Source organism: Campylobacter sp. RM16188 (assembly GCF_012978795.1).
Taxonomy (GTDB): domain Bacteria; phylum Campylobacterota; class Campylobacteria; order Campylobacterales; family Campylobacteraceae; genus Campylobacter_A; species Campylobacter_A canis.
The window spans coordinates 21,712-47,839 of record NZ_LIWQ01000003.1 but is presented as its reverse complement, the minus strand read 5'-3'; the positions used below and the strand labels follow the sequence as shown (position 1 = coordinate 47,839).

Sequence of the window (26,128 nt, the reverse complement as noted above, 5' to 3'; positions counted from 1 at the left end):
TACGTTAAAGTGATAAATTTGAAAAGGAGGTTTTTAATGCGACCATCAAATGCATTAAACTACGATTACACGGTAGCTAAGTATTTTATGTTTGCAACCATATTGTTTGGTATCATCGGTATGGCTATCGGCGTGATTATAGCGTTTCAGATGGCATATCCTGACCTAAACTACTTGGCGGGTGAATATGGAACTTTCAGCCGTCTTAGACCGCTTCATACCTCGGGCGTTATCTTTGGATTTATGCTCTCGGGAATTTTTGCGACCTGGTACTACATCGGACAAAGAGTTTTAAAGGTCTCTATGAACGAATCGCCGTTTTTGATGTTTATCGGCAAGCTTCATTTTTGGCTCTATATGGTTTTGATGATAGTTGCAGTGATTAGCCTTTTTGCAGGCGTTAGCACATCAAAAGAGTATGCCGAGCTTGAGTGGCCGCTTGATATAGGTGTAGTTGTCGTGTGGGTTCTTTGGGGTGTTAGTATATTTGGACTTATCGGAATTCGCCGCGAAAAGACGCTTTATATCTCGCTTTGGTATTATATAGCGACATTTCTTGGTGTTGCTATGCTGTATCTGTTTAACAACATGGCGGTTCCTACGAAATTTATTTCAGGATACGGCGACTGGTGGCATTCGGTTTCCATGTATGCAGGCACAAACGACGCTTTGGTTCAGTGGTGGTACGGGCACAACGCGGTTGCTTTCGTATTTACCGTTGCGATAATCGCTCAAATTTATTACTTCCTTCCAAAAGAGAGCGGGCAGCCTGTATTTTCATATAAATTATCGCTTTTTGCATTTTGGGGACTTATGTTTGTCTATCTTTGGGCGGGCGGACACCACCTTATTTACTCGACCGTTCCTGACTGGATGCAGACTATGGGATCGATATTTTCTATCGTTCTTATCCTTCCGTCTTGGGGCTCTGCGATAAACATGCTTCTTACGATGAAGGGCGAGTGGGTTCAGCTTCGCGAAAATCCATTAATCAAATTTATGATTTTAGCTTCTACGTTTTATATGTTCTCAACGCTTGAAGGACCGATCCTTTCTATCAAATCGGTAAACGCTCTTGCTCACTTTACTGACTGGATCCCGGGACACGTTCATGACGGTACTCTTGGATGGGTTGGGTTTATGACTATGGCGGCACTTTATCATATGACTCCGCGCATTATAAAGCGTGAAATTTACTCAAAATCCTTGATGGAAGTTCAGTTCTGGATCCAAACTACGGGTATCGTGCTATATTTCGCGTCAATGTGGGTAGCAGGTATCACTCAGGGTATGATGTGGAGAGCAACCGATCAGTTTGGAAATTTAGCCTATTCATTTATAGATACGGTTACGGTTCTTATCCCTTATTATTGGATTAGAGCGGTTGGCGGACTACTTTACTTGATAGGATTTTTTATATTTACTTACAATATCTACAAATCCATGTCTGCAAGAGTGCTTGATAAAGAGCCTGCGAATGCAAGCCCGGCAGGAATTTGCTGTGGCGTAAAGGAGGCAAAAAATGTTTAGTTGGTTAGAAAAAAATCCATTCTTTTTTGCTGTTGCTGTTTTTATAGTTATCGCTTATGCGGGCATTATCGAAATTTTGCCTGATTTTGCAAATCGTGCAAGACCACTTGATGGAGTTAAGCCCCCTACGGTGCTTCAGCTTGCAGGCAAGCATATCTACATGAAAGACAGCTGTAACGCCTGCCATACACAGATGATCCGTCCGTTTAAGTCTGAAACAGATAGATACGGTATGTATTCTCTAAGCGGTGAGTACGCTTATGATCGTCCTCATCTTTGGGGTTCAAAAAGAACAGGACCTGATCTAAAACGCGTAGGTAACTACCGCACTACCGATTGGCATGAAAACCATATGCTAGATCCTACATCCGTAGTTCCGGGCTCTATCATGCCTGCTTATAAGCATATGTTTAAAAACAATGCCGACATAGAAACGGCTTACGGCGAAGCGGTTACTATAAAAAAAGTATTTGGAGTTCCTTATGATACTGAAGGCATGCCTAAACTTGGTTCTTGGGAAGAGACTCAAGCAATCGTAAAAGAAGAGGCTCAGGCTATAGTTGATGAGATGAAAGATCAAGGCGTAAAAGATGCGTTTGCAAGAGGCGAGATCAAAGAAATCGTCGCAATAATCGCATACTTAAACAGCTTGAAATAGGAAAAACGATGGATATGCAGACTATAAGAGAGCTTCAAGGCTATGGATTTTTCTTCTTTACGGTTTTTTTGGTAATCGTGCTTTATAGCTATTATTATCATCTTTATAAATCGGAAAAAACGGGCAGAAGAAACTATGAAAAATACTCAAATTTAGCACTTAACGACAACCTTGATAGCGAAATTTTAGAGTCTGTATCCTCGGATAATACAAAAAAGGAAAGTTAAAATGCAATGGTTTAATTTAGAAGACAATATCAATCTCCTCTCTCTCATCGGCGCATTGGCTATCATCTTGCTTACCGTTTTTGTGGTTGGCAAATATATGAAACAGATGAAAGAGAGCAAATCCGAAGGAGAGCTTAGCGAGCATAATTGGGACGGCATAGGCGAGTATAAAAACCCTCTTCCTATAGGTTGGGCGGTGATGTTTGTGCTTACTCTTGTGTGGGCGATTTGGTACTATTTGGTGGGTTATCCGCTTAACTCGTATTCTCAAATCGGCGAGTACAACGAAGAGGTTAAGACTATGAACGCCAAATTTGAAAAAGAGTGGGCAAATCCTGATCTAAAAACTCTTCACGCAATGGGCGAGAGTATCTATCTAGTCCAGTGCTCTGCGTGTCACGGTATAACAGCTGACGGTATTAACGGCAAAGCAGCTGATCTAACTGTATGGGGAAGTGAAAAAGCACTTGTCGATGTGATACTGAATGGCTCAAAAGGACTTGACTATCCTATGGGTGAAATGCCCGGAGGAATGTCCGATGAAGAGGGTGCAAAAGCTATCGCAGCTTACATAGCCAAAGAGCTTTCGGGTATTAAAAAAACATCTAACGAAGATTTAGTCGAGGTCGGCAGAGCGCAGTTTGCGGTCTGTGCGTCATGCCATGGAGATGACGGCAAAGGAATGGACGGCATGAGTCCCGATCTTACAAAATACGGCACGAGCGAGTTTGTGATGGACGTGTTAAGACGTGGCAAAAAAGGCGCGATCGGTGCTATGCCTAAATTTGACGACGGTAGGCTAAACGATATTCAGCAAAAAGCTGTAGGCGAGTATATACTCTCGCTTAGCAAATAAGGAGGCGGCAAGTGGAAAATACAAATCGAAATGTTTTTGCGCTAAATGGCGTAACTGGTATGCTTATAGCCACGGTGCTTTTGCTTACTATCTTGGCGGTGCTTACTTGTCTTGGAATTTCGGCTCAAAAAGAGGTCGCACAAAAACCTTATGTCTTAGAAAACCCAAGCGGTATTCAGATGAAAAGCGTTGAAAACGCCAAGCACGTGAAGATTAAGGAGTAGGTTATGTCTGCAATTTTAGAAAAAGCTATACTTGTTTTGCTTATCGTCGCAGCGGCGATTTGCGCGTGGTCGGTTCTAACTCCAAATCATCTATTCGTAGGATGAAAATTTTAAATTTTAAGGGCGTTTTCTTCGCCCTTATCCTCTTTTTATCACCTATTTTTGCAAATAAAATCGTCCTTATTAACCAAAACATCCTAAGCGATAAAGTTGAGAGTAAAATTGCAACTATCGGTGAGGAGTTACGCGAAAAAACCGGCATTTATGTCGGGCTTGGAATTTTTGAAAATTTGGGCGGTAAAAGCATAAACGAGAAATTTAAAGAGCTAAATTTAAAGCCGCCGTATGCATTTTTAATGCTTGCAAAGAGCGAGCATAAGCTTGAAATTTTTGCCGATGAAGATACGCTAAAGCTTTTTGATAAAGAGCAAATTTTAAGCCCTTATCCAGCTCGTGGATCGATACTTCCGATACTTACTTCAAAAAACGGCAAGGATATTTATAACGCTTCTATGTTAAATGGTTATGCCGATATAGCCGAGCAGATCGCAAAATCAAAAGGCATTAAACTAGAAAATGCTATCGGTAGCTCAAATAAAATCACGCTTGATATTTTAAGATTTGCCGTTTACGGGTCGGTTATTTTGGTTATAGGCGTGATAATGTTTGCTAAATTTAGGAGAAAAAATGCAAAATAACACAAAGACGTTTTGGCCTCACGCGATAGTGCTTTCCATCATCGCTATCGTGTTCGCTTGTATCGCAACCATCGTCATAGCGCTTAAAAACCCGGTGCAGATGGATAACTTTTATATGGATAGATACCAAAATGTCGATGAAAACATAAACGAGATAAGAGATGCTCACAAACGCTTTGAAGCCAAATACGCAGTTGCGTTTGATAATCCAAACCCAAGAGCTTTAGAAGGCGAATTTGAGTTTAAAATCACTCCTAAAAGCGCCGAAGTGCCAAATTTTAAAACACAAATTTTACTTACTAAACCTGAAACGAACGAATTTAACGAGGAGCTAAGCCTCACCCAACAAAAGGAAGTTTTAAAAACAGCCAAGGTAAAATTAGCCAAAGAGGGCAGATGGCAAATTTTGCTTAAGATAAATGACGGTGCGGATACGGGATTTTATAAATTCGATATAAACGCCACTAGATAGCTAACTGCGCTTTTTAGATTTAAAAAGGGTTGCGCGTGATAGATAGACAAAATTCGCTTTTTGTATTTACAAACTCACGAAAAATTCGCGAATTTAACTCAAATTTTGAAAATCAACTCATACCAAAAGCTCTTACAATATCCGAATTTGAGAAAAAGGCGGTTTTTGTAAGAGATAAATTTGAGGCTGATCCTACTTATCTGCTTGTTTTGATGCAAAGAGCCACATCAAGCGTAAAAGAAGCAAATTTAAAGCTAAAAATCCCGAATGAATTTTTTGCTTTTTTAAAAAATAACGACTATCTTTTTAGCTTTTTTAAAGAGCTTGCTATTCAAAAAAGAGCTATCTCAGACATCAAATTTAGCGATATATACGCTGATTTTGAGGAGCACCTTGATATTCTTGAAGCGGTTTTTAAAGAGTATAAAGCTCTGCTTGAAGCCGAGAATTTATACGATGAGATAACTTTGAGTGAAATTTATGAACTAAATACTCGGTTTATAAGCTCTTATAGTGAAATTATAATTGAAATAGACGGATTTTTAAGCGAATTTGAATGGGAGCTCATCGGTAAAATTTCAAATTTAACAACTCTAAAAATCATCTTTCAAACAAGTAAATTTAATAAAAAACTTATTGAGAAGATAGCTCAAATTTCAAGCATCGAGATAGAAAATTTCACCCCTTATACAAAATTTGAGCTAAATCTCAGCGCAAAAAGCCTCAAAAGTCTTGAAAAAATAGAGCGAAAAAAAGCTATAGAGGCTCGCTCGTTTAGTGTTAGAAGCTTGCAGTGCGCTTACGCTATGGCTAAAGTTAGCGAGTTTGTGCGCGAAGGTATAGCACCTGAAAAGATAGCTGTCATACTACCTGATGAGGGCTTTAGCGAGATTTTAAAACTGCATGATTTTAACAGGCTGTTTAACTTCGCAATGGGCGAGAGCTTTACGCATACTAAAATTTTTCAGACGCTAAGCTATATAAACGACGCGATAAACGATAAAAAAAGCATAAATTTAAGTCCCGAAAACAGCCTAAAATTTAGTGAATTCGAGTTTGTGCTAAACTCATTTGGCGTTAGCGACGAGCTTTTTAATAAATTTAAAAACGGCTATGAAAGTGCTTGTTCGTTTGAAAAATTTAAAGAGCTGATAGATGAAATTTTAGCCTTGCAAAATGATACTAGAGTAGAAGAAAAGGTACTTGAAGAGCTCTTTTTCGTGCAGAATTTATCGCGCTATTTTAGCTTTAGTTTAAGGCAAATTTGTGAGATATTTTTAATGCGTCTAAGAGCGCTTAGCCTTGATGACGTAGGCGGCGGAAAGGTTAGCGTGATCGGCGTTCTTGAAAGTCGCGGTATGAAATTTGAGGGCGTCATACTGCTTGATTTTAACGATGATTTGATACCAAAAAGAAGTGTAAATGAGATGTTTTTAAACTCTCGCGTTAGAGAAAAAGCAGGTCTTATAAGCTACGCCGAGCGTGAAAATTTGCAGAGGTTTTATTATGAAAGTCTTATAAATTCAGCCAAAAAAGTAGCGATCGGTTATGTCTTAAACGAAGAAAAGATAGCTTCGAGATTTTTAAACGAATTTAGTGTGGTTGAGGACGTTAAATTTATTGACGAAAGCTATATGAAACTGCTTGGCGGTTCAAATTCGGCTACTCTTAAGGGCTTTGATGAAGAGGTTGTTTTAAGGCATGATTTTTTTGCTAGACCGCTTTCTTTTTCAAGACTTAACACATTTTTAAAGTGCGCCAGAAAGTATTATTATGCTTATATTAAGGGCATTAAGACTGCTAATATGCCTTATGAAAAAAGAGGCTTTGAAGTAGGATTAAAGCTTCATGCCGCACTTTGCGAGTATTATCAAAATTTTAAGGAATTTGATTTAAGCAAATTTAAAAATATCCTTTTGCAAAAAGATATCAGCCCGCTTGATTTTGAAATTTTGATGGTTAAATTTGAAAAATTTAGCGAGGTTGAGGAGGCTAGATTTAAAGAGGGTTGGCGAGTTTTGGAGTGTGAAAAGAGGCTTGAAAATACGTTTTGTGGCGTGCATATAATCGGCGTTATAGATAGGATTGACGTTAAAAATGAGCAGATGATGCTCATTGATTATAAAAGCGGCTTGATAGAAAAAAAGTCCTTACAGCTTCCATTTTATCAAGCGCTTATCGGCAAAGAATGCGAAACAAGGTATTATGACCTTAAAAACGAGATGAATTTGGTTGAAAATAGCTCAAATTTAGACGAACTTCAAGCAGAGATGGAAAATCTAAAAAGCATAAATAATATTCATATAAATTTCGCTCAAAATATCTCCGCAGAGTGTAGATACTGTGAGTTTAAAACTATTTGCAAGGGCGAACTATGAAGCCGTTTTTAGCCCTTGAAGCAAGTGCGGGAAGCGGCAAGACATTTGCGCTTAGCGTGAGATTTATCGCTACGATTTTAAACGGAGCAAGCCCAAACGAGATAGTTGCGCTTACATTTACTAAAAAAGCTGCAAACGAGATGAAAGAGCGTATCATCAAGACTTTTTTAGCTCTTGAAACTCACGTAGCGGAGCTTGCCGAACTATCAAAAATGCTTAAAAAAAGCGAAGAAGAAATTTTAAAAATGCGCGACAAGCAAAAGGCTAAATTTTTAGAATCAAATCTTAAAATAGGCACTTTTGATTCGTTTTTTGCTAGCATCTTAAGGCAGTTTAGCTTAAATTTGGGGTTAAGCTCCGATTTTGATATAAGCTCAAATTTAAAAGAGCTTCAAAGGGCAGAATTTATAGCTCAAATTTCAAAAAACAGCACGCTTTTAAAAGCGCTTGCCGCTTCAATCGCAACTGCACAAAAGAGCCAAAACAACTTCTTTGAAACGCTTGAGATGTTTTATGAGAATTTTAGCTCGCTAAAACGGGACGAAAATGCTAAATTCCCAAGACCTGATAAAGTCGAAAAAGTCCTTTTAAATTTGCGCGAATATGCTGAAAATAATGGCGGTTCAAAAACGGCGGTTGATTCCTTTAGCGAGGCTGAGCCCATAGAGCTTATAAAGCGCTCTTTTGTAAGCAAAGAAAGCCTTGAATACCGCACTTACTCTAAAATTTATACACCTAAGCTTGACGAGCTGTTTTTTGAGCTTAAAAATGAGCTAAAGAGCTATTTTGACGAACTTGAAGCTTATAAGATAAATGAGCTTGGTCGGTTTTTAGAAATATATAAACGAGTAAAACTTGAGCTTAATCAAAAGCTAAATACCCTTACTTTTAGCGATATAAACGCACTTGTTTATGAGCTGCTTTGCGGCAAGCTTGATAACCAGATGCTTTATTTTAGGCTTGACGGCAGGATAAATCACCTATTGATCGATGAATTTCAAGACACAAACGTAACGCAGTATGAGATTATGAAGCCATTAATTGCCGAAATAGTCTCAGGATACGGACAAAACGGTCTTGGAAGCTTTTTTTATGTGGGTGATACCAAGCAGAGTATTTACCGATTTCGCGGTGGGAAAAAGGAGCTTTTTGATAAGTTAAAGAGCGATTTTATCCAGATAGAAAATGAAAATTTAGATACTAATTACCGAAGTTTTAAGGCTCTTGTGAAATTTTCAAATGCGGTTTTTAAGGATAAGATCGCAAATTTTATAGAGCAAAAAGCATCTGTAAAAAATGATGAGCGTATAGATGGCGTGCAGGTTTTGGATGAGTGCGAGTATTTTAAAAGCGAGTCTAATGATCATGGATTTTTGCGTGTAGTAAGCAGTGAAGATATCGTAAGCGAGGCGGTAGAGCAGACTAAAAACCTGCTTGCAAACGGAGTAAAAGAAGATGATATAACGATACTTTGCTGGAAAAACGAAGACATAGATCGCCTTAGTCTAGCACTTGAATCTAGCGGCATAAAAAGTCTAGGTGAAGGAGCTACCGAGCTAATCAAAAGCTCTTATGTGGGCGCACTCTTGGAATATGCTAAATTTTGCCTATTTGGCGATGAAATTTACAAGCTAAATACGGAAGCGATTTTGGACGTAAAAGCCGTAAGGCTAAAAATAGATGAAGCTAAACCGGCGTTTCAAAGCTTAAAATACTTAGCAGATAAACTTGGAGTAAGTAGCGATAATAGCGATGTTTTAAGGCTTTATGAGATGGCGCAAGAGTTTGGAAATTTGGCTAATTTTATATTTAATCTTGAAAGAACCCAAGAAAAAGCTAGTTCAAAAAGTAAAAACGGCGTAAAAATAATGACCGTGCATAAGTCAAAAGGGCTTCAGTTCGAGCATGTGATAGTATGCGATAAGATAGGCGGAGATAAAAACGATAGTTCAAATTTTATCACCGAATACGATATAAATAGCGGTTGGCAGATAAAGCATAATGTTAAAAAAGAGAGTTTTGATGATGAATTTGCAAGTCTTAAACAAAGAGTTAAAGAGCTTGAATACGCAGAGGATATAAATAAACTCTATGTCGCTTTTACACGCGCTATTTGTTCGCTTGTGGTTGTAAAAAAACTGGAAGCAAACGGCAAAAATCCTAGCTTTTTTAGCGCGTATGAATCAAGCGGAAAAAGTGTAGAGTATCTAAATTTAAATGACTTTAGTTTTGGAAAAATTTTGCATAGTAAAAGTGAAAGTGCGAATGAGAAAATATCACACGATCATATTGATATAGTTAAAATTTCAAAGCAAGAAGTTGATGAATCCCAAAGGCAAAGTAGCAAGAATTTACATGCTATTTATGTCGGGCTGGCGCTTCACTATCTGCTTGAAATGACGGCTAAATTTGATGAAAATGAGCTTGAGATAGCTAAAATTTCAATGCAAAATAGATTTAGTAAATTTCTTACGCAAAACGAGCTTGATGATGTTTATAAGAGCGCTTTAAATTTGATTAAAGATGAGAAATTTAAAGAATTTACAAATTCTAAATTTGTGTTTAAAGAGCAGCCTATTAGATTTCAAAACTCTCTTAGACAGATTGATTTACTATGTTTTAAAGATGATGAAATTTGTATAATTGATTATAAAACTTCAAAGAAAAATACTGAAGAAAATATCGCTCAAATAACGCATTATAAAGACGCTATAGGGCAGTTTTACCCGAATTTTAATGTTAGAGCCGCACTGTTTTACGCCTTTAAGGATAAGATAGAGTGGATTGAAATTTAAATATTACTTAAATTAAGGTTAATATAAGCTATTTTTAAATACAATCACACTCTAAAATTATTGGCAAAGGTAAGAAAATGACAAAAATAACAAAGCCAAACGAAGTTAAGCGCGATTGGATTTTGCTTGATGCGTCCGGCAAGCGTTTTGGTAGATTATTAACCGAAGTTGCAACTATACTTCGCGGTAAAAATAAGCCAAATTTCACTCCAAACGTTGATTGTGGCGACTATGTTATCATAATAAACGCTTCAAAGGTAGAATTTACAGGCAACAATAAAGCCGAAGATAAGCTTTATCACAGACATTCCGGATATTTTGGTAGCGTAAAGAGCGAGAAATTCGGTGATTTGCTTGCAAATAAACCGGAAAAACTATTTAAGCTTGCCGTTCGCGGAATGCTTCCAAAGACAAAGCTTGGTAAAGAGATGATTAAGAAATTAAAAGTTTATGCGGGTAGCGAACATCCTCATACAGCTCAAATTGCTAAAGAAGGAAAATAATTATGGCGAAAGTTTATGCAACTGGTAAAAGAAAAACTGCTGTGGCCAAGGTTTGGATAAAATCTGGAAGCGGTAAAATAATAGTAAATGGAATGGACCTTAATACTTGGCTTGGTGGGCATGAGGCAATTAAACTAAAAGTTGTTCAACCACTTCTTCTAACAAAGCAAGATGGCAGCATAGACGTAACCGCTACAACTCTTGGCGGTGGATACTCAGCACAAGCCGAGGCTTTAAGACACGGAATTTCAAAAGCTTTGGCAGAGATGGATGCGGATTTCAGGGCTACTCTTAAACCAAAAGGCTTGCTAACTCGTGATTCACGTGTTGTTGAGCGTAAAAAATTCGGTAGAAGAAAAGCTAGAAGAAGCCCACAATTCTCTAAACGTTAATCAATATTTATACTTCTCAAAGCTCCTTTTTGGGGCTTTGAATTTACTCTTTTTAATACAATTTGACTCTACAAATACACTTTTTATATTTTTAATTTTTTGATAAAAATAGTAAATTTGTATTATAAATTATTTTTTTGTATAATATTAAACAAAGTGTTTAAATAACATTTATAAAATTTGTGATAACATTTTGACTTGCATTTAAAAATATGCAAAGAAAGGATATTCTATGAAAAAGATTGCTATTGCTTTAGTTGCTGCTACCGCACTTTTTGCTGCTGATTCAGCATATAACTATGAGTTGACTCCAACTATCGGAGGAGTTCACCCTGAAGGAAATCTTGGAACAAACGATCATGCTGCTATCGGTTTAAGAGTTGGCAGAAATCTTGAGAATTTCTTCCTTGATCAAGTTGAATTAGGCTTCAACTATTCAAACAATATTAAAGAATTTGGTGTAAAAGGTAACGCTACAAGATATTTTGTAAATGTTATTAAGGATTTTGGTCTTACAAACAACCTATCTCTATACGGACTACTTGGTGCCGGTTGGGAAGATGTGTCTGCTAAATTTGTCGACAATGAAGATGGTGGATTTGGTCAGTACGGCTTAGGTCTAAAATATAAAGTTACAGAAAACTTTGCACTTCGTGCAGAAGCTGTTGATGCTATCAAATTTGAGCACGGAGATCACAACCTGTTCTATACACTCGGTTTTGCTGTAGGATTTGGCGAGAAGAATGCTCCGGTAGTTGCTGCTGCTCCAGAACCAAAACCAATGATGCCAAAACCTGTAAATCTTGATGATGACAACGACGGCGTTTTAAATGACGTTGATAAATGCCCTAATACACCGGCAGGCGTTGTAGTTGATGAGACAGGTTGTGAGAAAGTTATCGTTCTTAGAGATATCGGTGTAAATTTTGCATTTGATAGCTATAAAGTAACTCCTGAATATCTTGAGGAGATCAAAAAAGTAGCTATGTTTATGAGCGAAAATCCAAGCTACCGCGTTGTATTAGAAGGACATACTGATAGCACAGGCGCTGAGGCTTATAACCAAAAACTATCTGAAAAAAGAGCTAATGCCGTTGCTAAAGCTCTTGAGGGTCTTGGTGTAAGCGCAAGCAAAATCACAACTATCGGTTATGGTGAGCTTAAGCCTATAGCTGACAATAAAACAAAACAAGGTAGAGCTGAAAACAGACGTGTTGAAGCTAGATTTAATAAATAATTAAATGAAATTATGAGTATGAGCGATATTAATTTTGATGCTATTTGGTCTTTGATATCCTCATACTCGCTTAAAATTTTAGGCTCTATCGCAATCTTGCTTATAGGCAAGTGGCTTGTTGATAGAGTTTCTAAACTGCTTTCTAAAGTTATAACTGTTTCAAAATTCGATGAAACTCTTTCAAGATTTATACTTAATGTAATAAAAACTCTTCTAATAGTCTTTGTAATCATAGCTGCTATATCAAATTTGGGCATAGAAACTTCTATGTTTGTAGCAGCATTTGGAGCCCTTGGTCTTGCTGTAGGCATGGCATTTAAGGATACTTTTTCTAATATCGGCGCGGGTATTTTGATAGTATTTTTTAGACCATTTAAGATCGGCGATACCGTTGAAGTTTCAGGTGTTTTAGGAGTAGTTAGCGAAATAAGCATATTTAGCACTATCTTAAAAACAGGAGACAATAAAACTATTATCGTTCCAAATGGTCAGATCATCAACGATAATATTATAAATTACTCAAAAGAGGGCACAAGACGCGTTGAAATAGTATTTGGCATTGATTATAACGATGATTTAAAGCTTGCTAAAGAGATTATTTTAAAAATAGCTAATGAAAATCCAAAAGTTTTAAAAAACCCGACCCCTTTCGTAGGTGTAAGTAGTCTTGGAGACAATAGCGTAAATTTAGCTGCTAGACTTTGGTGTTTGAGTGGAGATTTTATGGATGTTCAGTTTAGTATGCTTGAAGCTGTAAAATTAGAGTTTGATAATCAAGGCATCTCTATACCTTTCCCTCAACTTAATATCCACTATCCGCAAAAGAAGCAGAGTGAATAAAACTATACTCTTTGATCTTGACGGAACTCTTATTGATTCAACTCCTGCTATTTTAGACGGCTTTAATCAGGCTTTTAGAGCGCACGGTGCTTTTCAGCCAAATAGCCAAGATATAAAATCGCTTATAGGACATCCTCTTGATGTTATGTTTGCTAGATTAGGCGTAAATAACGAACTCATAGATAGCTATATAGAAGCTTATAAGGCTAGATATCAGGAAATCTATTTAGATCAAACTACGCTTTTAAAATTTGCCAAAGAGGCAGTTAAGCTAGCTTCCCAGATAGCAGATGTGGGTGTAGTTACTACTAAGACTTCTAAATTTTCGGCGATATTGCTTGAGCATCTTGACATTATGCAGTATGTTAAAACTCTTATCGGAAGAAATGATGTGGCAAATCCAAAGCCAAATCCTGAACCTATAAATTTAGCTTTAGCAAGGCTTGGCAAAGATGGTTTCCAAGATAGAGCTAATACTTTTATGATAGGTGATACCTGTATGGATATGGGCGCTGCAAGAGCGGCTAAAGTGAATGGCTTAGCACTACTTTGCGGTTATGGCACGCTTGATGTTTTACAAACTTGCTCTGATAAAATTTTTAGTAACTCTCTTGAAGCTGTTAGGTATATTCAAAATCTTTAGTTTTAATTAAACAAAGTATATTTAATTTTTGTTTTAATTTTTCTATTTTTATAAATATATTTAATTTATCGTAAAATAGAGAAAATTTGAACCAAATTTAAAATAATTATTAGTTAATTGCATTAAACATCTATTTTGAAATTTCGTTTTATAATTAAAAAAATTGTATAATTGAAAGAAATTCAAGGAAAAATATGAGCAAAATTATGAAAACTATGGACGGTAACGAGGCGACGGCTTACGCTTCTTACGCATTTACGGAGGTTGCGGGAATTTATCCTATTACTCCGAGTTCTCCGATGGCTGATTACACTGACGCTTGGGCTGCGGCAGGAAAGAAAAATTTATTTGGAATGCCCGTTAAAGTTGTTGAAATGCAAAGCGAAGGAGGCGCGGCAGGAACGGTTCACGGCTCACTTCAAGTAGGCGCGCTTACCACTACTTACACGGCTTCTCAAGGTCTGCTTTTAAAAATTCCTAATATGTATAAGATCGCAGGGCAGCTTCTTCCCGGAGTTATTCATGTGAGCGCTCGCTCTATCGCCGCTCAAGCTTTGTCTATATTTGGCGATCATCAAGATATCTATGCCTGTCGCCAAACGGGATTTGCGATGCTGGCAAGCGGTTCTGTTCAAGAGGTTATGGATATCGCAGGTGTTGCGCATTTGGCGGCTATTAAGGGTCGCGTGCCGTTTTTGCACTTCTTTGACGGATTTAGAACAAGCCACGAAATTCAAAAGATTGAAGTTATGGATTATTCTCATTTTGATAGACTTTTGGATAGAGAGGCGGTTCAAAAATTTAGAGACGAGGCGCTAAACCCTGAGAGTCCAAAGACTAGAGGTACTGCTCAAAACGATGATATTTACTTTCAAACCAGAGAACTAACCAACCGCTTTTATGACGCGGTTCCTGATATAGTTGCTGATTATTTGGCTGAAATTTCAAAGATAACAGGACGCGATTATAAGCCGTTTAACTACTATGGAGATCCGCAGGCGGAGCGAATTATAATAGCTATGGGCTCGGTAACTCAAACCCTTGAAGAGGTTGTTGATCACTTAAGAGCAAAGGGCGAAAAAGTAGGCATTATCAAAGTTCATCTTTACCGTCCTTTTAGCTTAAAATACCTGTTTGACGTTATGCCAAAGAGTGTTAAGAAAATCGCCGTTTTAGACCGCACAAAAGAGCCCGGAAGCTTGGGCGAACCGCTATATCTTGACATAAAAGCTGCATTTTATGAAAGCGAATTAAAGCCTGTCATAGTCGGCGGCAGATACGGACTTAGCTCAAAAGACGTCGATCCTGCTCAGATGATAGCCGTATTTGAAAATTTAAAACTAAATGAGCCTAAAAATGGCTTTACCGTAGGAATCGTAGATGACGTAACTTTCACATCTCTTGATGTGGGCGAGAAAATTTCATTAAGTGACGATAGTGTAAAAGAGTGTTTGTTTTATGGACTTGGCGCAGACGGAACTGTTGGAGCCAATAAAAACTCCATTAAGATCATCGGCGATAAGACCGACCTTTACGCTCAGGCTTATTTCGCATACGATAGTAAAAAATCAGGCGGATACACACGCTCGCATTTAAGATTTGGCAAAAATCCTATCCGCTCGACATATCTTGTCTCAAACCCGCATTTTGTAGCTTGCTCGGTCGCGGCGTATCTTGAACTTTACGAGGTTATAGACGGCATAAGACAAAACGGAACGTTTTTATTAAACTCAATCTGGGATGCAGAGGAGACTTTGGCTAAAATTCCAAACAGAGTTAAGAGAATTTTGGCTCGCAAAAACGTAAATTTCTACATCATAAACGCTACTAAGCTGGCTCATGATATCGGGCTTAAAAACCGCACAAATACTATTATGCAGTCAGCCTTTTTTAAGCTTGCAGACATCATACCTTTTGAAGATGCGCAAAAATACATGAAAGAATACGCTCACAAAGCATACTCCAAAAAGGGCGAAGCGATAGTTGAGATGAACTATAAGGCTATCGATATGGGTGCCGGTGAGCTTGTAAAAGTACCAGTAGACCCTGCTTGGGCAAATTTAAGCGATGAGAGCGATACGAAAGAACAATATATCGGAACCGATTTTGTCGAAAAGGTAGTAAAACCGATAAATGCGGCTAAGGGTGATAGCTTGCCGGTATCTGCGTTTTTGGGCTATGAAGACGGACACTTCGAGTCAGGAACAACGGCTTATGAAAAGCGCGGAGTGGGTGTGATGGTGCCAAAATGGATAGAGGAAAATTGTATCCAGTGTAACCAATGCGCATTCGTATGTCCGCATGCCGTTATAAGACCGTTTTTGATAGATGATAACGAGCTTGAAGCGGCTCCTCAAACCGTAAAAGATCATGTCCTAGATGCAAAAGGCAAGGAGCTAAAAGGGCTAAAATATAAAATTCAAGTTAGTATTCTAGACTGCACCGGCTGTGAGCTGTGTGCGCAAAACTGCCCTAGCAAGGAAAAATCTCTTGTAATGGTGCCTTTTGAGGAGGAGCAAGAGAAAAATGAGCAGGTAAATGCCGATTATCTATTTAAAAATGTAACTTATAAAGATGATCTCATGAGTAAAGAAAGCGTCAAAGGCTCAAGCTTTGCTCAGCCTCTTTTTGAGTTCCATGCGGCTTGTCCGGGATGCGGTGAAACTCCTTATCTAGGACTTATCACAAGGTTGTTTGGCGATCATATGATAGTGGCGAATGCGACAGGTTGTAGCTCGATTTACGGAGGAAGCGCGCCTTCTACGCCATACACCACAAATAAAGACGGACACGGTGTGGCTTGGGCGAATTCTCTTTTTGAAGACAATGCCGAATTTGGTATGGGTATGGAAGTAGCTACGCAAACTATTCGTCACCGCATAGAAGATATAATGCTTCGCACAAAAGATATCGTGCCAAACGCACTTAGCGCGCTTTATACCGACTGGTGTGAATTTAAAAACGATAGTGCTAAAACCAAAGAGATAGCTAAAATTTTAGTGCCGATTTTAGAGCAAAATTCGCAAGTTAAAGGTGTAAAAGAAATTTTAAGCCTTAAAAAATACCTCATTAGAAAATCTCAATGGATCATCGGAGGCGACGGTTGGGCTTATGATATCGGCTTTGGCGGACTTGACCACGTGCTTGCAAGCGGCGAGAATGTCAATGTGCTTGTGCTTGATACGGAAGTTTATTCAAATACGGGCGGGCAAAGCTCAAAAGCAAGCCGTGCGGGTTCTATCGCGCAATTTACCGCCTCAGGCAAGCCTGCTCAGAAAAAAGACCTTGGCTATATCGCGATGACTTATGGTAATATATTTGTAGCACAGATCAACTCAAACGCAAGCCAAGCAAACACGATAAAAGCGATTTTGGCGGCTGAAGCGTATGACGGACCAAGTCTTGTGATAGCTTACTCGCCTTGTATCGCTCACGGTATCAAAGGCGGACTTAGCTACTCCGGCAATCAGGCCGAACTTGCTACAAAATGCGGTTACTGGCCAACTTATGTCTATGATCCAAGACTAATGAAGGAGGGTAAAAATCCGCTTAAGATGACATCTAAAGAGCCTGATTGGAGTCTTTATGAGGAGTTTTTATTAAACGAAGTTAGATATAGCGCTCTTAAAAAGACAAATCCACAGCACGCAGATGCGCTTTTAAAGAAAAACGAAGATGACGCTAAGCGTCGCTATCGCCAGCTAAAACGCCTATCTGTGGCTGATTTTAGCGATGAGGTTGAAGTTAAAGAAGAAAACCAAACAGAAAATTAACAATCCATAAATTTGACTGTGCTTTTGTACAGTCAAATTTACTCTCTTAAGCACCTAAAATAGATACTTTCGTTACTCTTTGTAAATTAAATTATTTTACTTATTAAAAATTTAGATAATTATGTCTAAAATGCTAAAAAATTTAATCAATTTTATTGATTGTATAGGAATGATTTATGTTTGGGTTTTTTAATAAAAAAAGTAAAAATTCGGATGTGTCCGTCAATGAAAACGACCTGCTTAGCTTATATTTATCTTCAAGCGATATAGAAAATAAAATTAGCGCCGTTAAAATGCCAATCAAGTTGGCTCTTGGTTATGTGATGCCAAATTCCGATTTTTCAAATATCAGCAATCGCCTAAAAAACATATTGCCTTCGGATTGTATTTTGATTTTAGCCAGCTCTTCAGGCCTTTTGTGTAGTATAGACGGCTTTAAATCCAAAGATAAAATTTACGGAGAGGGTATGGATGGCGACGGTGTAGCTTTGATGCTATTTTCTAAAAATATGATCAAGGATACGTACGTAGTAACCGTAAATTTGCATGCTAATACAAAAGAAACCAAAGAACAGATAGAAAAGATCCAAAGAGAAATTTCAAGTATAAAAGTTCCTTTTAAAGTAGATTACGAAGATACTTTAGCATACACTCTTATAGACGGACTGAGCGCGAGCGAGAGCTTTTTCATGGAGGCTATTTATAATTCTGGCAAAAACCCGTGTCTGTATGTTGGAGGAAGTGCCGGTGGAAAGCTTGATTTTCAAAATACATACATCTATGACAACTCAAGGATAGTCCAAGACAGTGCAGTAATAGCTTATATAAAGCTTAATGAAGGCTATCGTTTCGGCGTCTTTAAATCTCAAAATTTTGAAGCCACGTCTACTAAATTTACAGTTTTATCCGCTGATATAAAGACCAGAGTCGTAAGAGAATTTGTAGATATCAATACAAAAAGCCGAGTTAACTGCATAGACGCGCTTTGCGATACTTTTAAATGCTCGCCTGCAGAGTTAAGATCAAAAATGAGCCAATACACATTCGGCATAAAAATAAATAATGAAATTTACGTGCGCTCGGTTGCAAATTTTGATTTAGAAAACAAATTAATGCAGATGTATTGCGATATAGACAGCGCCGAAGAGCTTTATCTACTTAAAAAAACAGATTTTATAAGCTCAACTGTGGATAATTACAATAAATTTAGCAGCGGCAAGCCAAAGCCCATCGGAGCGATACTGAATGATTGTATTCTAAGAAGACTAAATAATGCAAGCGAGCTTAGCGGCGTTAAAATTTTTAACGATTTTCCTGCGGTCGGGTTTTCTACTTTTGGTGAGCTTTTGGGTATAAATATCAACGAAACCCTTACGGCTATATTTTTTTACAAGACACAAGGTCAGTTTAGCGATGATTATGTAAATTCATTTATCAATAAATATAGCGAATTTAAAGCCTATTTTTTAATGAAAAGAGTACAAAGACTAGAGCTTATTAATCTTATAAATAAAACCATGCTACTCCAGCTGGAGGCAAGTTTTCCGATTATAGATGGCGCAAGTTTGGCTCTTAAAAACACTTCAAAAGACTTTGAAGAGGTTAAAAGCGATATAGATAAGGTAAATACGGTCTTAAAGCAGCTTGAAATTTGGCTTGCGTCTAGTGGCGAAAAGATGAATATCGAAAATGAAATTTCTCAGCTTTTAAATAGCATAAATGATTTAAACGGCATTTTTGAGATCATTTCAGAGATCGCCGATCAGACGAATTTGCTCGCTTTAAACGCCGCTATAGAAGCTGCGCGCGCAGGAGAATACGGCAGAGGCTTTGCTGTGGTTGCAGATGAGGTTAGAAAACTTGCCGAAAGGACGCAAAAGTCACTAGGAGAGACTACGAATTCTGTTAAATACGTATCTGAGCTTGTAAATTCTATAAGCGAAAATACTAAAGATATTAGCGCTCAGATGCTAGAGATATCTCAAAATTCCCAAAATGTATCTGAAGCAATGAAAAATTTAGTAAATTCTGGCGAAAAGATATCAAAACAGATGCAAGATCAGACCAGATCAAGCGATGAACTTGATGTCGAACTTAAAAGAGTAAAAGCTTATGAGGACTTATTAAACAAACTGGTTTAAATTAGAAGACTAAATTGGCTATTATCATACTAGCTAAATTTGGCCTTTTGTTTTGCTTACATCGCTTAAATCAACAGCTAAATCCAAATATAAATTCTTAAGAATATTTCTAAAATTTCAAAGCTTAAATTTATGTTACAAATTTACACTAAACTGATAATAGATATCAAGACTAAGAAATAATTTAGCAAAGATAGTTTATAATAATCGATATCAAAACAAATAAAAAGCTAGGAGTTCATAATGTCAGTTTTAGTAATCGGAGCCGACGAGATAACGCCGATAAGAGCGGTTTTGAAAGATTTGGGCGCAGAGAAGATAGAGCACTGGGACGCAAGAAACGAAAACAGAGTAAATCGCAAACCAATCCCTCAAGATACTAAATGCGTAGTGATGCTAACGAGCTTTTTAAATCACAATACGATGAAAACTATCAAAACTCAAGCCAAAAAGCGAAATATCCCTATAGTATGTGCAAAAAGAAGCGTTAGTTGCGTATTTTGCGAATACTGCAAAGTCTTTGGGCTAGACAAGGAATTCAAATGCAAATCAAAAGATTGCTAAATGAAATTCGGCTTTTTATCAGATATTGGAGAAATAACTCCAAATATTTTTTCAAAGCTTGATAGGGTAAAAAAAGCAAAAATTTTTATAAATTTGTATAACTCATGCGTAGAAGATGAGCTAAAAATCCCTAAAAATTATTATAAATTCGGGCTTAGTTTGCAAAATATCTTTTTGAAAAGAGTTCATGAGTTATGCAAATTTAAACATCAAAGCTTTAAAAAACCAACTAGCTTTTGTGTGGCTTCAAACGCTATAATCCATGCTTTTAAAAATGGAAATTTAGATGAAATTTCCGTTATCGCAGGCACTCCTAAACACCCTGCCGCAAAGCTGCTCATGCTACTTAAATCACAAAACGGAATTTGTTTTGATGCGGATATAATGTTTTCTCAGTTTGTTTATGATAAAATCCGTAAAAAACATCTTGATAAAAATGTTTATTTTCAAGACGGCATAATCTTTGCGGAGCATAACGGCAGAAAAATTTTTGGAGTTTTGCCTAGCTTTAAAGAGATTTCAAAAGATAGGTTTCATCTTGCAAATTACGAAATCGCAAGGGCTTTTAAAGCTCTTGACGAGAACGGATTTGATAGGATGTTTGTTGTTTTTCCGCGCAACACAAACTTCTTAAAACACATAGAGGTTAATACTTGTTGCGGAAACTATGGCGGTGAGGCTAGGCTTAAGCTCGTTCCTTACACCATCGTTCATAACGTATTTTAATTTAAGGAAAGTTTATGATAGGAATAATTTTTGGAAGCAGTATGGGAAATACTGAAGAGGCGGCAAAATTTTTGTCTGAAAATTTAGGGCTTGAAAACGAGCTTTTGAATGTAAGCGATTGTGATGCAGACAAGATAAACAGCTTTGATAAGCTGATCCTTGGAACTTCTACATGGGGAAGTGGCGATTTGCAAGATGATTGGGATGCGTTTGATTTCGAAGGTCTTGAGCTTAGCGGCAAAACTGTTGCGGTATTTGGAATGGGCGACAGCGAGAGCTATAGCGACGAGTTTTGCAATGCTATGGGCAAGCTTTACGATCATGTCGTAAAACAAGGTGGAAAAGTCGTAGGTAGCGTATCAACAGACGGATATAGCTTTGATAGTTCCGATTCTGTTCGCGACGGCAAATTTGTAGGACTTGCGCTTGATGCGGATAATGAAAGCGATCAAACAGAGCCGAGAATTCTTGCTTGGATTGAGCAGATAAAACCTCAATTTGCATAACACATCTTTCCCCTTTTTGGGGAATTTGCCTCTCTTTTTTAAAATTCATAAAAATTTAACTTCAAAATCTATAAAATCTTTTAAAATTTAAAATTTGGATAGAGATGTTTAGAAATTTAAGGGATTTTATAAGTACTAAAGAGCTTAAATCGGCTTTGTTTTTGGCTGTTTTATCAAGTATGATTTTAGCTTTGATAGCTATGATAGATCTAAAATTTGATTTTGCTTCAGGCGGATTTGCAAAGTCTAGCGAGGCAATGAAATTTGCTTTTTTCGCTCTTGCTATTTATATTTTTATCAAGATTTTTACATTTTTTAAGAGATTTTATTTTTGGGCTTTGACGCTTTTTGTTGCGATATTTATGGTTGATTTTTGTATCGTGCTTAACCTCCTTACAGGCTTTGACGGCACATACAAAGAGCTTAGTGAAATTACTATTTATCAGGCTTTAATTGCTTTAAATTTTCTTTATATTTTCATCTTAAATATTATTCCCGATGGAATTTTTAATAGCCAAAAAGATGGCTAAATTTGGGCGTTTTTAGCTTCAAATTTAGCTTAAAAACTTTTGTATTTTATTAAATTTTCGCTACAATCTCAGGAAAAAAGGAGATATGATGCCATTGCTTGATAGTTTTTGCGTAGATCACGTAAAGATGAACGCCCCGGGAGTTAGGTTGGCTAAAACGATGAAAACGCCAAAAGGCGATGATATAAGCGTGTTTGATCTTAGATTTTGCAAGCCAAACGAGGAAATTTTGCCTGAAAAAGGAATTCACACTCTTGAGCATTTGTTTGCGGGCTTTATGAGAGATCATCTAAACGGCAACGGAGTTGAAATCATCGATATCTCGCCGATGGGTTGCAGAACGGGGTTTTATATGAGTTTGATAGGAACTCCTAGCGAAGAAGCCGTAAAGCAAGCTTGGCTTAAATCAATGAGCGATGTCTTAAACGTAAAAAACCAAAGCGAAATTCCGGAGCTTAACGAGTATCAGTGCGGCACCTACAAGATGCATTCGCTTGAAGAGGCGCATGCAATCGCAAATAAAATTTTAAAAAGCGGACTTGGCATCATTAACAACGACGAGATAAGACTTGATCTAAAAGCTATGGGCTTGTGAGTTAAATTTGACGCAGATGATTAGCGATGTAAAGCCTGAAATTCCAAGCGAAAATAAGGCTTTTCTAACCGAGCAAATTTTAACCTATCTTGGCAATAAGCGCTCCTTGCTCGGATTTATAGAGCAGGGCGTATTGCACGCTAAAAACGAGTTGGGGCGAGATAAGTTAAGTTGTGCGGATGTCTTTTCGGGTTCGGGAATTGTGGCCAGATTTTTAAAGCGACATGCAAATTTTATCATTGCAAACGATCTTGAGCTATATTCTAAAATTACCAACGAATGCTACCTTGCAAATTTAACACCCGAGCTTAAAGCCAAACTCAAAACCACTTTAGCAAAACTTAAAAAAGAGATAAAAAGCGATTTTAAAAGCGGCTTTATAACAGAGCTTTACTCTCCAAAAGATGAAGCTAGTATCAAACCAAACGATAGGGTTTTTTACACACCTTATAATGCGCGCTATATCGATACCGCAAGAGCTAGCATTGAGCTTTTGGATGAAGAGATAAGGCCGTTTTTCCTAGCCCCGCTTCTGCATTCTGCCAGCGTGCATGCAAATACGAGCGGTGTTTTTAAGGGCTTTTATAAAAATAAAGACAGAATAGGGCAGTTTGGCGGTGAAGGAAAAAATGCGCTAAAAAGAATTCTAGCTCCTATCGAGCTTAAAATGCCTGTTTTTTCTAATTTTAACGTTGAATTTGAAGTTATGCAAAAGGACGCAAATTTACTGGCAAGCGAGATTGGCAAGATCGATTTGGCATATCTTGATCCTCCTTATAACCAGCACCCTTACGGCTCAAACTACTTTATGCTGAATTTGATTGCCAAATACGAGCGTCCAAGTGAAATTTCAAAAGTTTCAGGCATAGCTAAAGATTGGAATCGCTCCGTTTATAATCAAAAAGCAAACACTGCTGAAGCGTTTTTTGATCTCATTGGCAAGCTCAAGGCTAAATTTGTGATCATATCTTTTAACTCCGAAGGATTTATCTCAAAAGAGAGCTTTGAAAAAAATCTTAAGAAATTTGGCAAGGTAGAATTAAAAGAGCAGAAGTATAATACTTTTCGCGGAAGTAGAAATCTAAAAAGCCGAAGCTTGCATGTAAACGAGCTTTTATTTATACTCAAAAAACAAAGCTAAAATTACAATTTAAATTAATAATTCTAAAGACACCCATAAAAAAATTTTAAAATATACCAATATAACTTTAAGTACAAAATCTATAAAATTTCAATAAACTATTTTTAAATAAATTTTTAAAAATAGAAAAATATAAAGTTTGCAACCACAAAAATCAAATTTTATACTGTTCTTTACTTGAAAAAGCTAATCAATTTTAATAAAGGAGAAAAGGTGAAGAGACGAGACTTTATAAAGACTTCAGCAATTTTGGGCGCTAGTACGCTAAGCGCAAGCAGGATCGAAGGCGTAACGCAAACGATTTTTGATAACAAAAAGCTGTTTGGCGCAAATAGATTCGGTCCGTTTTGGGCAAATATCAATTCGGGACAAATTGTTTCCGTAGATAAATTCGAGGGCGATAAGTTCCCAAATACTATGAACTACTCGCTTCCTGACGTTATACAAAACGAAAACAGAGTGCTTTACCCGATGGTTAGAAAAAGCTATCTAAAAGCCAAAGGTCCTTCAAAAAGCGAACTAAGAGGTAAGGATGAGTTCGTGCGTGTTAGTTGGGACGTTGCGCTTGATTTGGCGGCAAAAGCGCTAAAAGAAAATTTCGACAAATACGGCCCTGAGAGTATTTACGGCGAGTGCTACTGGTGGGGCGGTAGCGGTAAGGTAAGCTGGGGTAGAACCGTAGTGCATAGAATGCTAAAAATTCTTGGCGGATATGTTGAAGAAAGCGGGGATTATTCAACGGGTGCAGGGCTTGTCATCATGCCTCACGTTGTTGGCGGAAGTGCGGTTTATGATACGCCTACTAAGTGGAAAGCTATCGTTAAAAACGCTAAAAACGTAGTATTTTGGGGTACCGATCCGATAGTTACAAACCAAATCGCCTCCGTTCCTCCGACACACGATAACTATCTTGGCGTTATGGATCTTAAAAAATCAGGTATTAAAACCTATAGCGTAAACGTCATGATTAACGACACTTCAAGATATCTTGGCTCTGAAAACGTCATCGTTAAGCCAAATACCGATACCGCAATGATAATCGGAATGTGCCACTATCTATATGAAAATAAGCTTTATGATGAGGAATTTATCAAAACTTATACCGTCGGCTTTAATAAATTTAAAGATTATTTCCTAGGAACTGAAGATAAGGTAGTAAAAGATGTAAATTGGGCGAGTAAAATTTGTGGCGTTAACCCCGAATATATCGCTAAATTTGCAGAAAAACTGGCAAAAGAGCCAAGCACTATCGTAATAGGTCGCGCACTTCAAAGAGCAGATCACGGAGAGCAAATTTTCTGGGCTTTAGTAACTCTTAGTGCGATGCTTGGACATGTGGGCAAACAAGGACTTGGCTTTGAGTTTAGCCTTGGTTATAACTCAGCAGGTGCAGGCGATAAGATAGCTCCTATCTTAAAAGGACTAAGCACAAGAATTAGCGAAAAATACGAAACTCCTGACGCTCCTTGGAAGAAATTTAAAAACGTAACCATTCCTTCATCACGCTCTATCGAGGCTCTTGAGCACCCGGGCAAAGAGATTGATTATAATGGCAAAAAGATCAAGCTTCCGCACATGAGAGTGGCCTTTAACGCGTCAGGCTCTATGTTTACACGCCATCAAGACGTAAATAATATCGTTAAACAATGGAAGAAATTTGAGACCGTTATCACTGCAGAGCCTTATTGGACCAGCACTGCAAAGATGTCTGATATAGTTTTCCCTGTGGCTATTGAAGTTGAGAGAAACGATATCAACCAAACCGCTCCAAACGGCGAATATATCGTAGCATATAGACCGCTTGTAGAGCCAATGGGCGAGAGCAAGAGCGACTTTTGGATTTGCGAGCAAATTTGCAAACGCTGGGGCATGGCAGAGGTGTTTACAGAAGGCAAAGACGAGCTAGGATGGGCAAAAGAGCTATATGAAGACGCTATGGCGCAAGCAAAAGGACTAAATGTATCTATGCCTAAATTTGAAGAATTTTGGGAAAAAGGCTTTGTGAGATTTGAACAAGATAAAAAAGAGACCGAGCTTTACACCAGACTTGAAGCTTTTAGGGAAAATCCTACTAAAAATCGCCTTGGAACGCCGTCCGGTAAGATAGAAATTTACTCACCTACGATAGCGAAATTCGGCTATGCAGACTGCCCTGGTCACGTTACTTGGATCGAGCCTATCGAATGGTTGGGGGATGCAAAAAAGACGGCTAAGTATCCGATTCACATCGTAAGCCCTCACTCAAGATATCGCTTACACTCTCAGCTAAACAACTCTATCATCAGAAGCTTTGCCGAAGTTAGCGGCAGAGAGCCTATCTTGATGAATCCAAAAGACGCTAAAGATCGCGGCCTTGCAACAGGTGACATCGTAAGAGTATTTAATGACCGTGGCGAAATTTTAGCAGGCGTTTTAGTAACTGATCTTATCCAAGAAAAAGTAGCGGCTATATGCGAAGGCGCTTGGTATGATCCTGAGGTTTGGGGAGAAAAGAGCCTTTGCCAACATGGTTGCGTAAACGTCTTAACTATAGATAAAGGCACAAGTAAGCTTGCTCAAAGCAACACCGCTCACACGACTTTGGCACAAATTGAGAAATTTAAAGGTGAGATTAAGCCTATTAAGGCGTTTTCAAAACCTGTCATACTTCAATCTCTTTAACAATTTTAGCCCGAATTTTTCGGGCTAAAATTTCTTAT

24 protein-coding genes are annotated in these 26,128 nt (G+C 37.8%); all 24 read left to right on the top strand.

What is annotated here, in order from left to right:
• Positions 1-36 precede the first annotated feature (36 nt).
• The 24 genes from ccoN to CDOM16188_RS02140 all read left to right on the top strand — a co-directional run bounded on the left by ccoN (position 37) and on the right by CDOM16188_RS02140 (position 26,090).
• Positions 37-1,530 (top strand): cytochrome-c oxidase, cbb3-type subunit I, encoded by a 1,494-nt coding sequence (ccoN, locus tag CDOM16188_RS02250; protein ID WP_172198088.1) that lies wholly within the window; start codon positions 37-39, stop codon positions 1,528-1,530.
• Positions 1,523-2,188 (top strand): cytochrome-c oxidase, cbb3-type subunit II, encoded by a 666-nt coding sequence (ccoO, locus tag CDOM16188_RS02245; protein ID WP_172198085.1) that lies wholly within the window; start codon positions 1,523-1,525, stop codon positions 2,186-2,188. Before ccoN ends, ccoO begins: the two co-directional genes overlap by 8 nt.
• 8 nt (positions 2,189-2,196) lie before the next feature.
• Entirely contained in the window at positions 2,197-2,415 is a 219-nt protein-coding gene (locus CDOM16188_RS02240; protein ID WP_172198082.1) for a cytochrome c oxidase, cbb3-type, CcoQ subunit, read from the top strand.
• A gap of 1 nt (position 2,416) precedes the next feature.
• Positions 2,417-3,271: a cbb3-type cytochrome c oxidase N-terminal domain-containing protein gene (locus CDOM16188_RS02235; RefSeq protein ID WP_172198078.1), complete on the top strand. Its 855-nt coding sequence runs from the start codon at positions 2,417-2,419 to the stop codon at positions 3,269-3,271.
• Between the two features lie 11 nt (positions 3,272-3,282).
• Entirely contained in the window at positions 3,283-3,495 is a 213-nt protein-coding gene (locus tag CDOM16188_RS02230) for a DUF4006 family protein (protein WP_169941274.1), read from the top strand.
• A gap of 3 nt (positions 3,496-3,498) precedes the next feature.
• Positions 3,499-3,600 (top strand): hypothetical protein, encoded by a 102-nt coding sequence (locus CDOM16188_RS11260; protein ID WP_249934677.1) that lies wholly within the window; start codon positions 3,499-3,501, stop codon positions 3,598-3,600.
• On the top strand, positions 3,597-4,193 hold the full coding sequence (locus CDOM16188_RS02225) for a hypothetical protein (protein ID WP_172198075.1): 597 nt from the start codon (positions 3,597-3,599) through the stop codon (positions 4,191-4,193). The genes CDOM16188_RS11260 and CDOM16188_RS02225 overlap by 4 nt, the downstream gene beginning before the upstream one ends.
• Positions 4,183-4,665 carry a FixH family protein gene (locus tag CDOM16188_RS02220; protein ID WP_172198072.1) on the top strand — a complete coding sequence of 161 codons (483 nt, stop codon included), beginning with the start codon at positions 4,183-4,185 and terminating at the stop codon, positions 4,663-4,665. The genes CDOM16188_RS02225 and CDOM16188_RS02220 overlap by 11 nt, the downstream gene beginning before the upstream one ends.
• A 35-nt stretch (positions 4,666-4,700) precedes the next feature.
• On the top strand, positions 4,701-7,043 hold the full coding sequence (locus CDOM16188_RS11460) for a PD-(D/E)XK nuclease family protein (RefSeq protein WP_367649331.1): 2,343 nt from the start codon (positions 4,701-4,703) through the stop codon (positions 7,041-7,043).
• Positions 7,040-9,838, top strand: coding sequence for a RecB-like helicase (locus CDOM16188_RS02210; protein WP_172198069.1), 2,799 nt, complete (start codon positions 7,040-7,042; stop codon positions 9,836-9,838). The genes CDOM16188_RS11460 and CDOM16188_RS02210 overlap by 4 nt, the downstream gene beginning before the upstream one ends.
• A gap of 77 nt (positions 9,839-9,915) precedes the next feature.
• Positions 9,916-10,341, top strand: coding sequence for a 50S ribosomal protein L13 (rplM, locus tag CDOM16188_RS02205; RefSeq protein ID WP_169941281.1), 426 nt, complete (start codon positions 9,916-9,918; stop codon positions 10,339-10,341).
• A gap of 2 nt (positions 10,342-10,343) precedes the next feature.
• Positions 10,344-10,733, top strand: coding sequence for a 30S ribosomal protein S9 (gene rpsI / locus CDOM16188_RS02200; protein WP_169941284.1), 390 nt, complete (start codon positions 10,344-10,346; stop codon positions 10,731-10,733).
• Positions 10,734-10,965: 232 nt separating this feature from the next.
• On the top strand, positions 10,966-11,970 hold the full coding sequence (locus tag CDOM16188_RS02195) for an OmpA family protein (protein ID WP_172198066.1): 1,005 nt from the start codon (positions 10,966-10,968) through the stop codon (positions 11,968-11,970).
• 18 nt (positions 11,971-11,988) lie between these two features.
• Complete coding sequence (locus CDOM16188_RS02190) at positions 11,989-12,810, top strand: mechanosensitive ion channel family protein (protein ID WP_172198063.1); 822 nt, start codon at positions 11,989-11,991, stop codon at positions 12,808-12,810.
• Positions 12,803-13,453 (top strand): HAD family hydrolase, encoded by a 651-nt coding sequence (locus CDOM16188_RS02185; RefSeq protein WP_172198060.1) that lies wholly within the window; start codon positions 12,803-12,805, stop codon positions 13,451-13,453. Before CDOM16188_RS02190 ends, CDOM16188_RS02185 begins: the two co-directional genes overlap by 8 nt.
• Before the next feature lie 194 nt (positions 13,454-13,647).
• The gene (nifJ, locus tag CDOM16188_RS02180) at positions 13,648-17,226 is read left to right on the top strand and encodes a pyruvate:ferredoxin (flavodoxin) oxidoreductase (protein ID WP_172198057.1); all 3,579 of its coding nucleotides are present in this window, start codon (positions 13,648-13,650) and stop codon (positions 17,224-17,226) included.
• A gap of 176 nt (positions 17,227-17,402) precedes the next feature.
• Positions 17,403-19,367 (top strand): methyl-accepting chemotaxis protein, encoded by a 1,965-nt coding sequence (locus CDOM16188_RS11420; RefSeq protein ID WP_172198054.1) that lies wholly within the window; start codon positions 17,403-17,405, stop codon positions 19,365-19,367.
• A 243-nt stretch (positions 19,368-19,610) separates the two neighbouring features.
• The gene (locus tag CDOM16188_RS02170) at positions 19,611-19,931 is read left to right on the top strand and encodes a DUF2325 domain-containing protein (protein ID WP_172198051.1); all 321 of its coding nucleotides are present in this window, start codon (positions 19,611-19,613) and stop codon (positions 19,929-19,931) included.
• On the top strand, positions 19,932-20,657 hold the full coding sequence (locus CDOM16188_RS02165) for a hypothetical protein (protein ID WP_172198048.1): 726 nt from the start codon (positions 19,932-19,934) through the stop codon (positions 20,655-20,657). It begins immediately after the preceding gene.
• A gap of 14 nt (positions 20,658-20,671) precedes the next feature.
• Positions 20,672-21,163, top strand: a complete 492-nt coding sequence (fldA, locus tag CDOM16188_RS02160) for a flavodoxin FldA (RefSeq protein ID WP_169941313.1) — start codon at positions 20,672-20,674, stop codon at positions 21,161-21,163.
• Between the two features lie 104 nt (positions 21,164-21,267).
• The gene (locus CDOM16188_RS02155) at positions 21,268-21,693 is read left to right on the top strand and encodes a hypothetical protein (RefSeq protein WP_172198045.1); all 426 of its coding nucleotides are present in this window, start codon (positions 21,268-21,270) and stop codon (positions 21,691-21,693) included.
• 88 nt (positions 21,694-21,781) lie between these two features.
• Positions 21,782-22,288 carry an S-ribosylhomocysteine lyase gene (gene luxS, locus CDOM16188_RS02150; RefSeq protein WP_172198042.1) on the top strand — a complete coding sequence of 169 codons (507 nt, stop codon included), beginning with the start codon at positions 21,782-21,784 and terminating at the stop codon, positions 22,286-22,288.
• Positions 22,289-22,304: 16 nt separating this feature from the next.
• Complete coding sequence (locus CDOM16188_RS02145) at positions 22,305-23,429, top strand: DNA adenine methylase (protein WP_172198503.1); 1,125 nt, start codon at positions 22,305-22,307, stop codon at positions 23,427-23,429.
• 213 nt (positions 23,430-23,642) lie between these two features.
• Positions 23,643-26,090 carry a molybdopterin-dependent oxidoreductase gene (locus CDOM16188_RS02140; protein WP_172198040.1) on the top strand — a complete coding sequence of 816 codons (2,448 nt, stop codon included), beginning with the start codon at positions 23,643-23,645 and terminating at the stop codon, positions 26,088-26,090.
• The last annotated feature ends 38 nt before the right edge of the window (positions 26,091-26,128 follow it).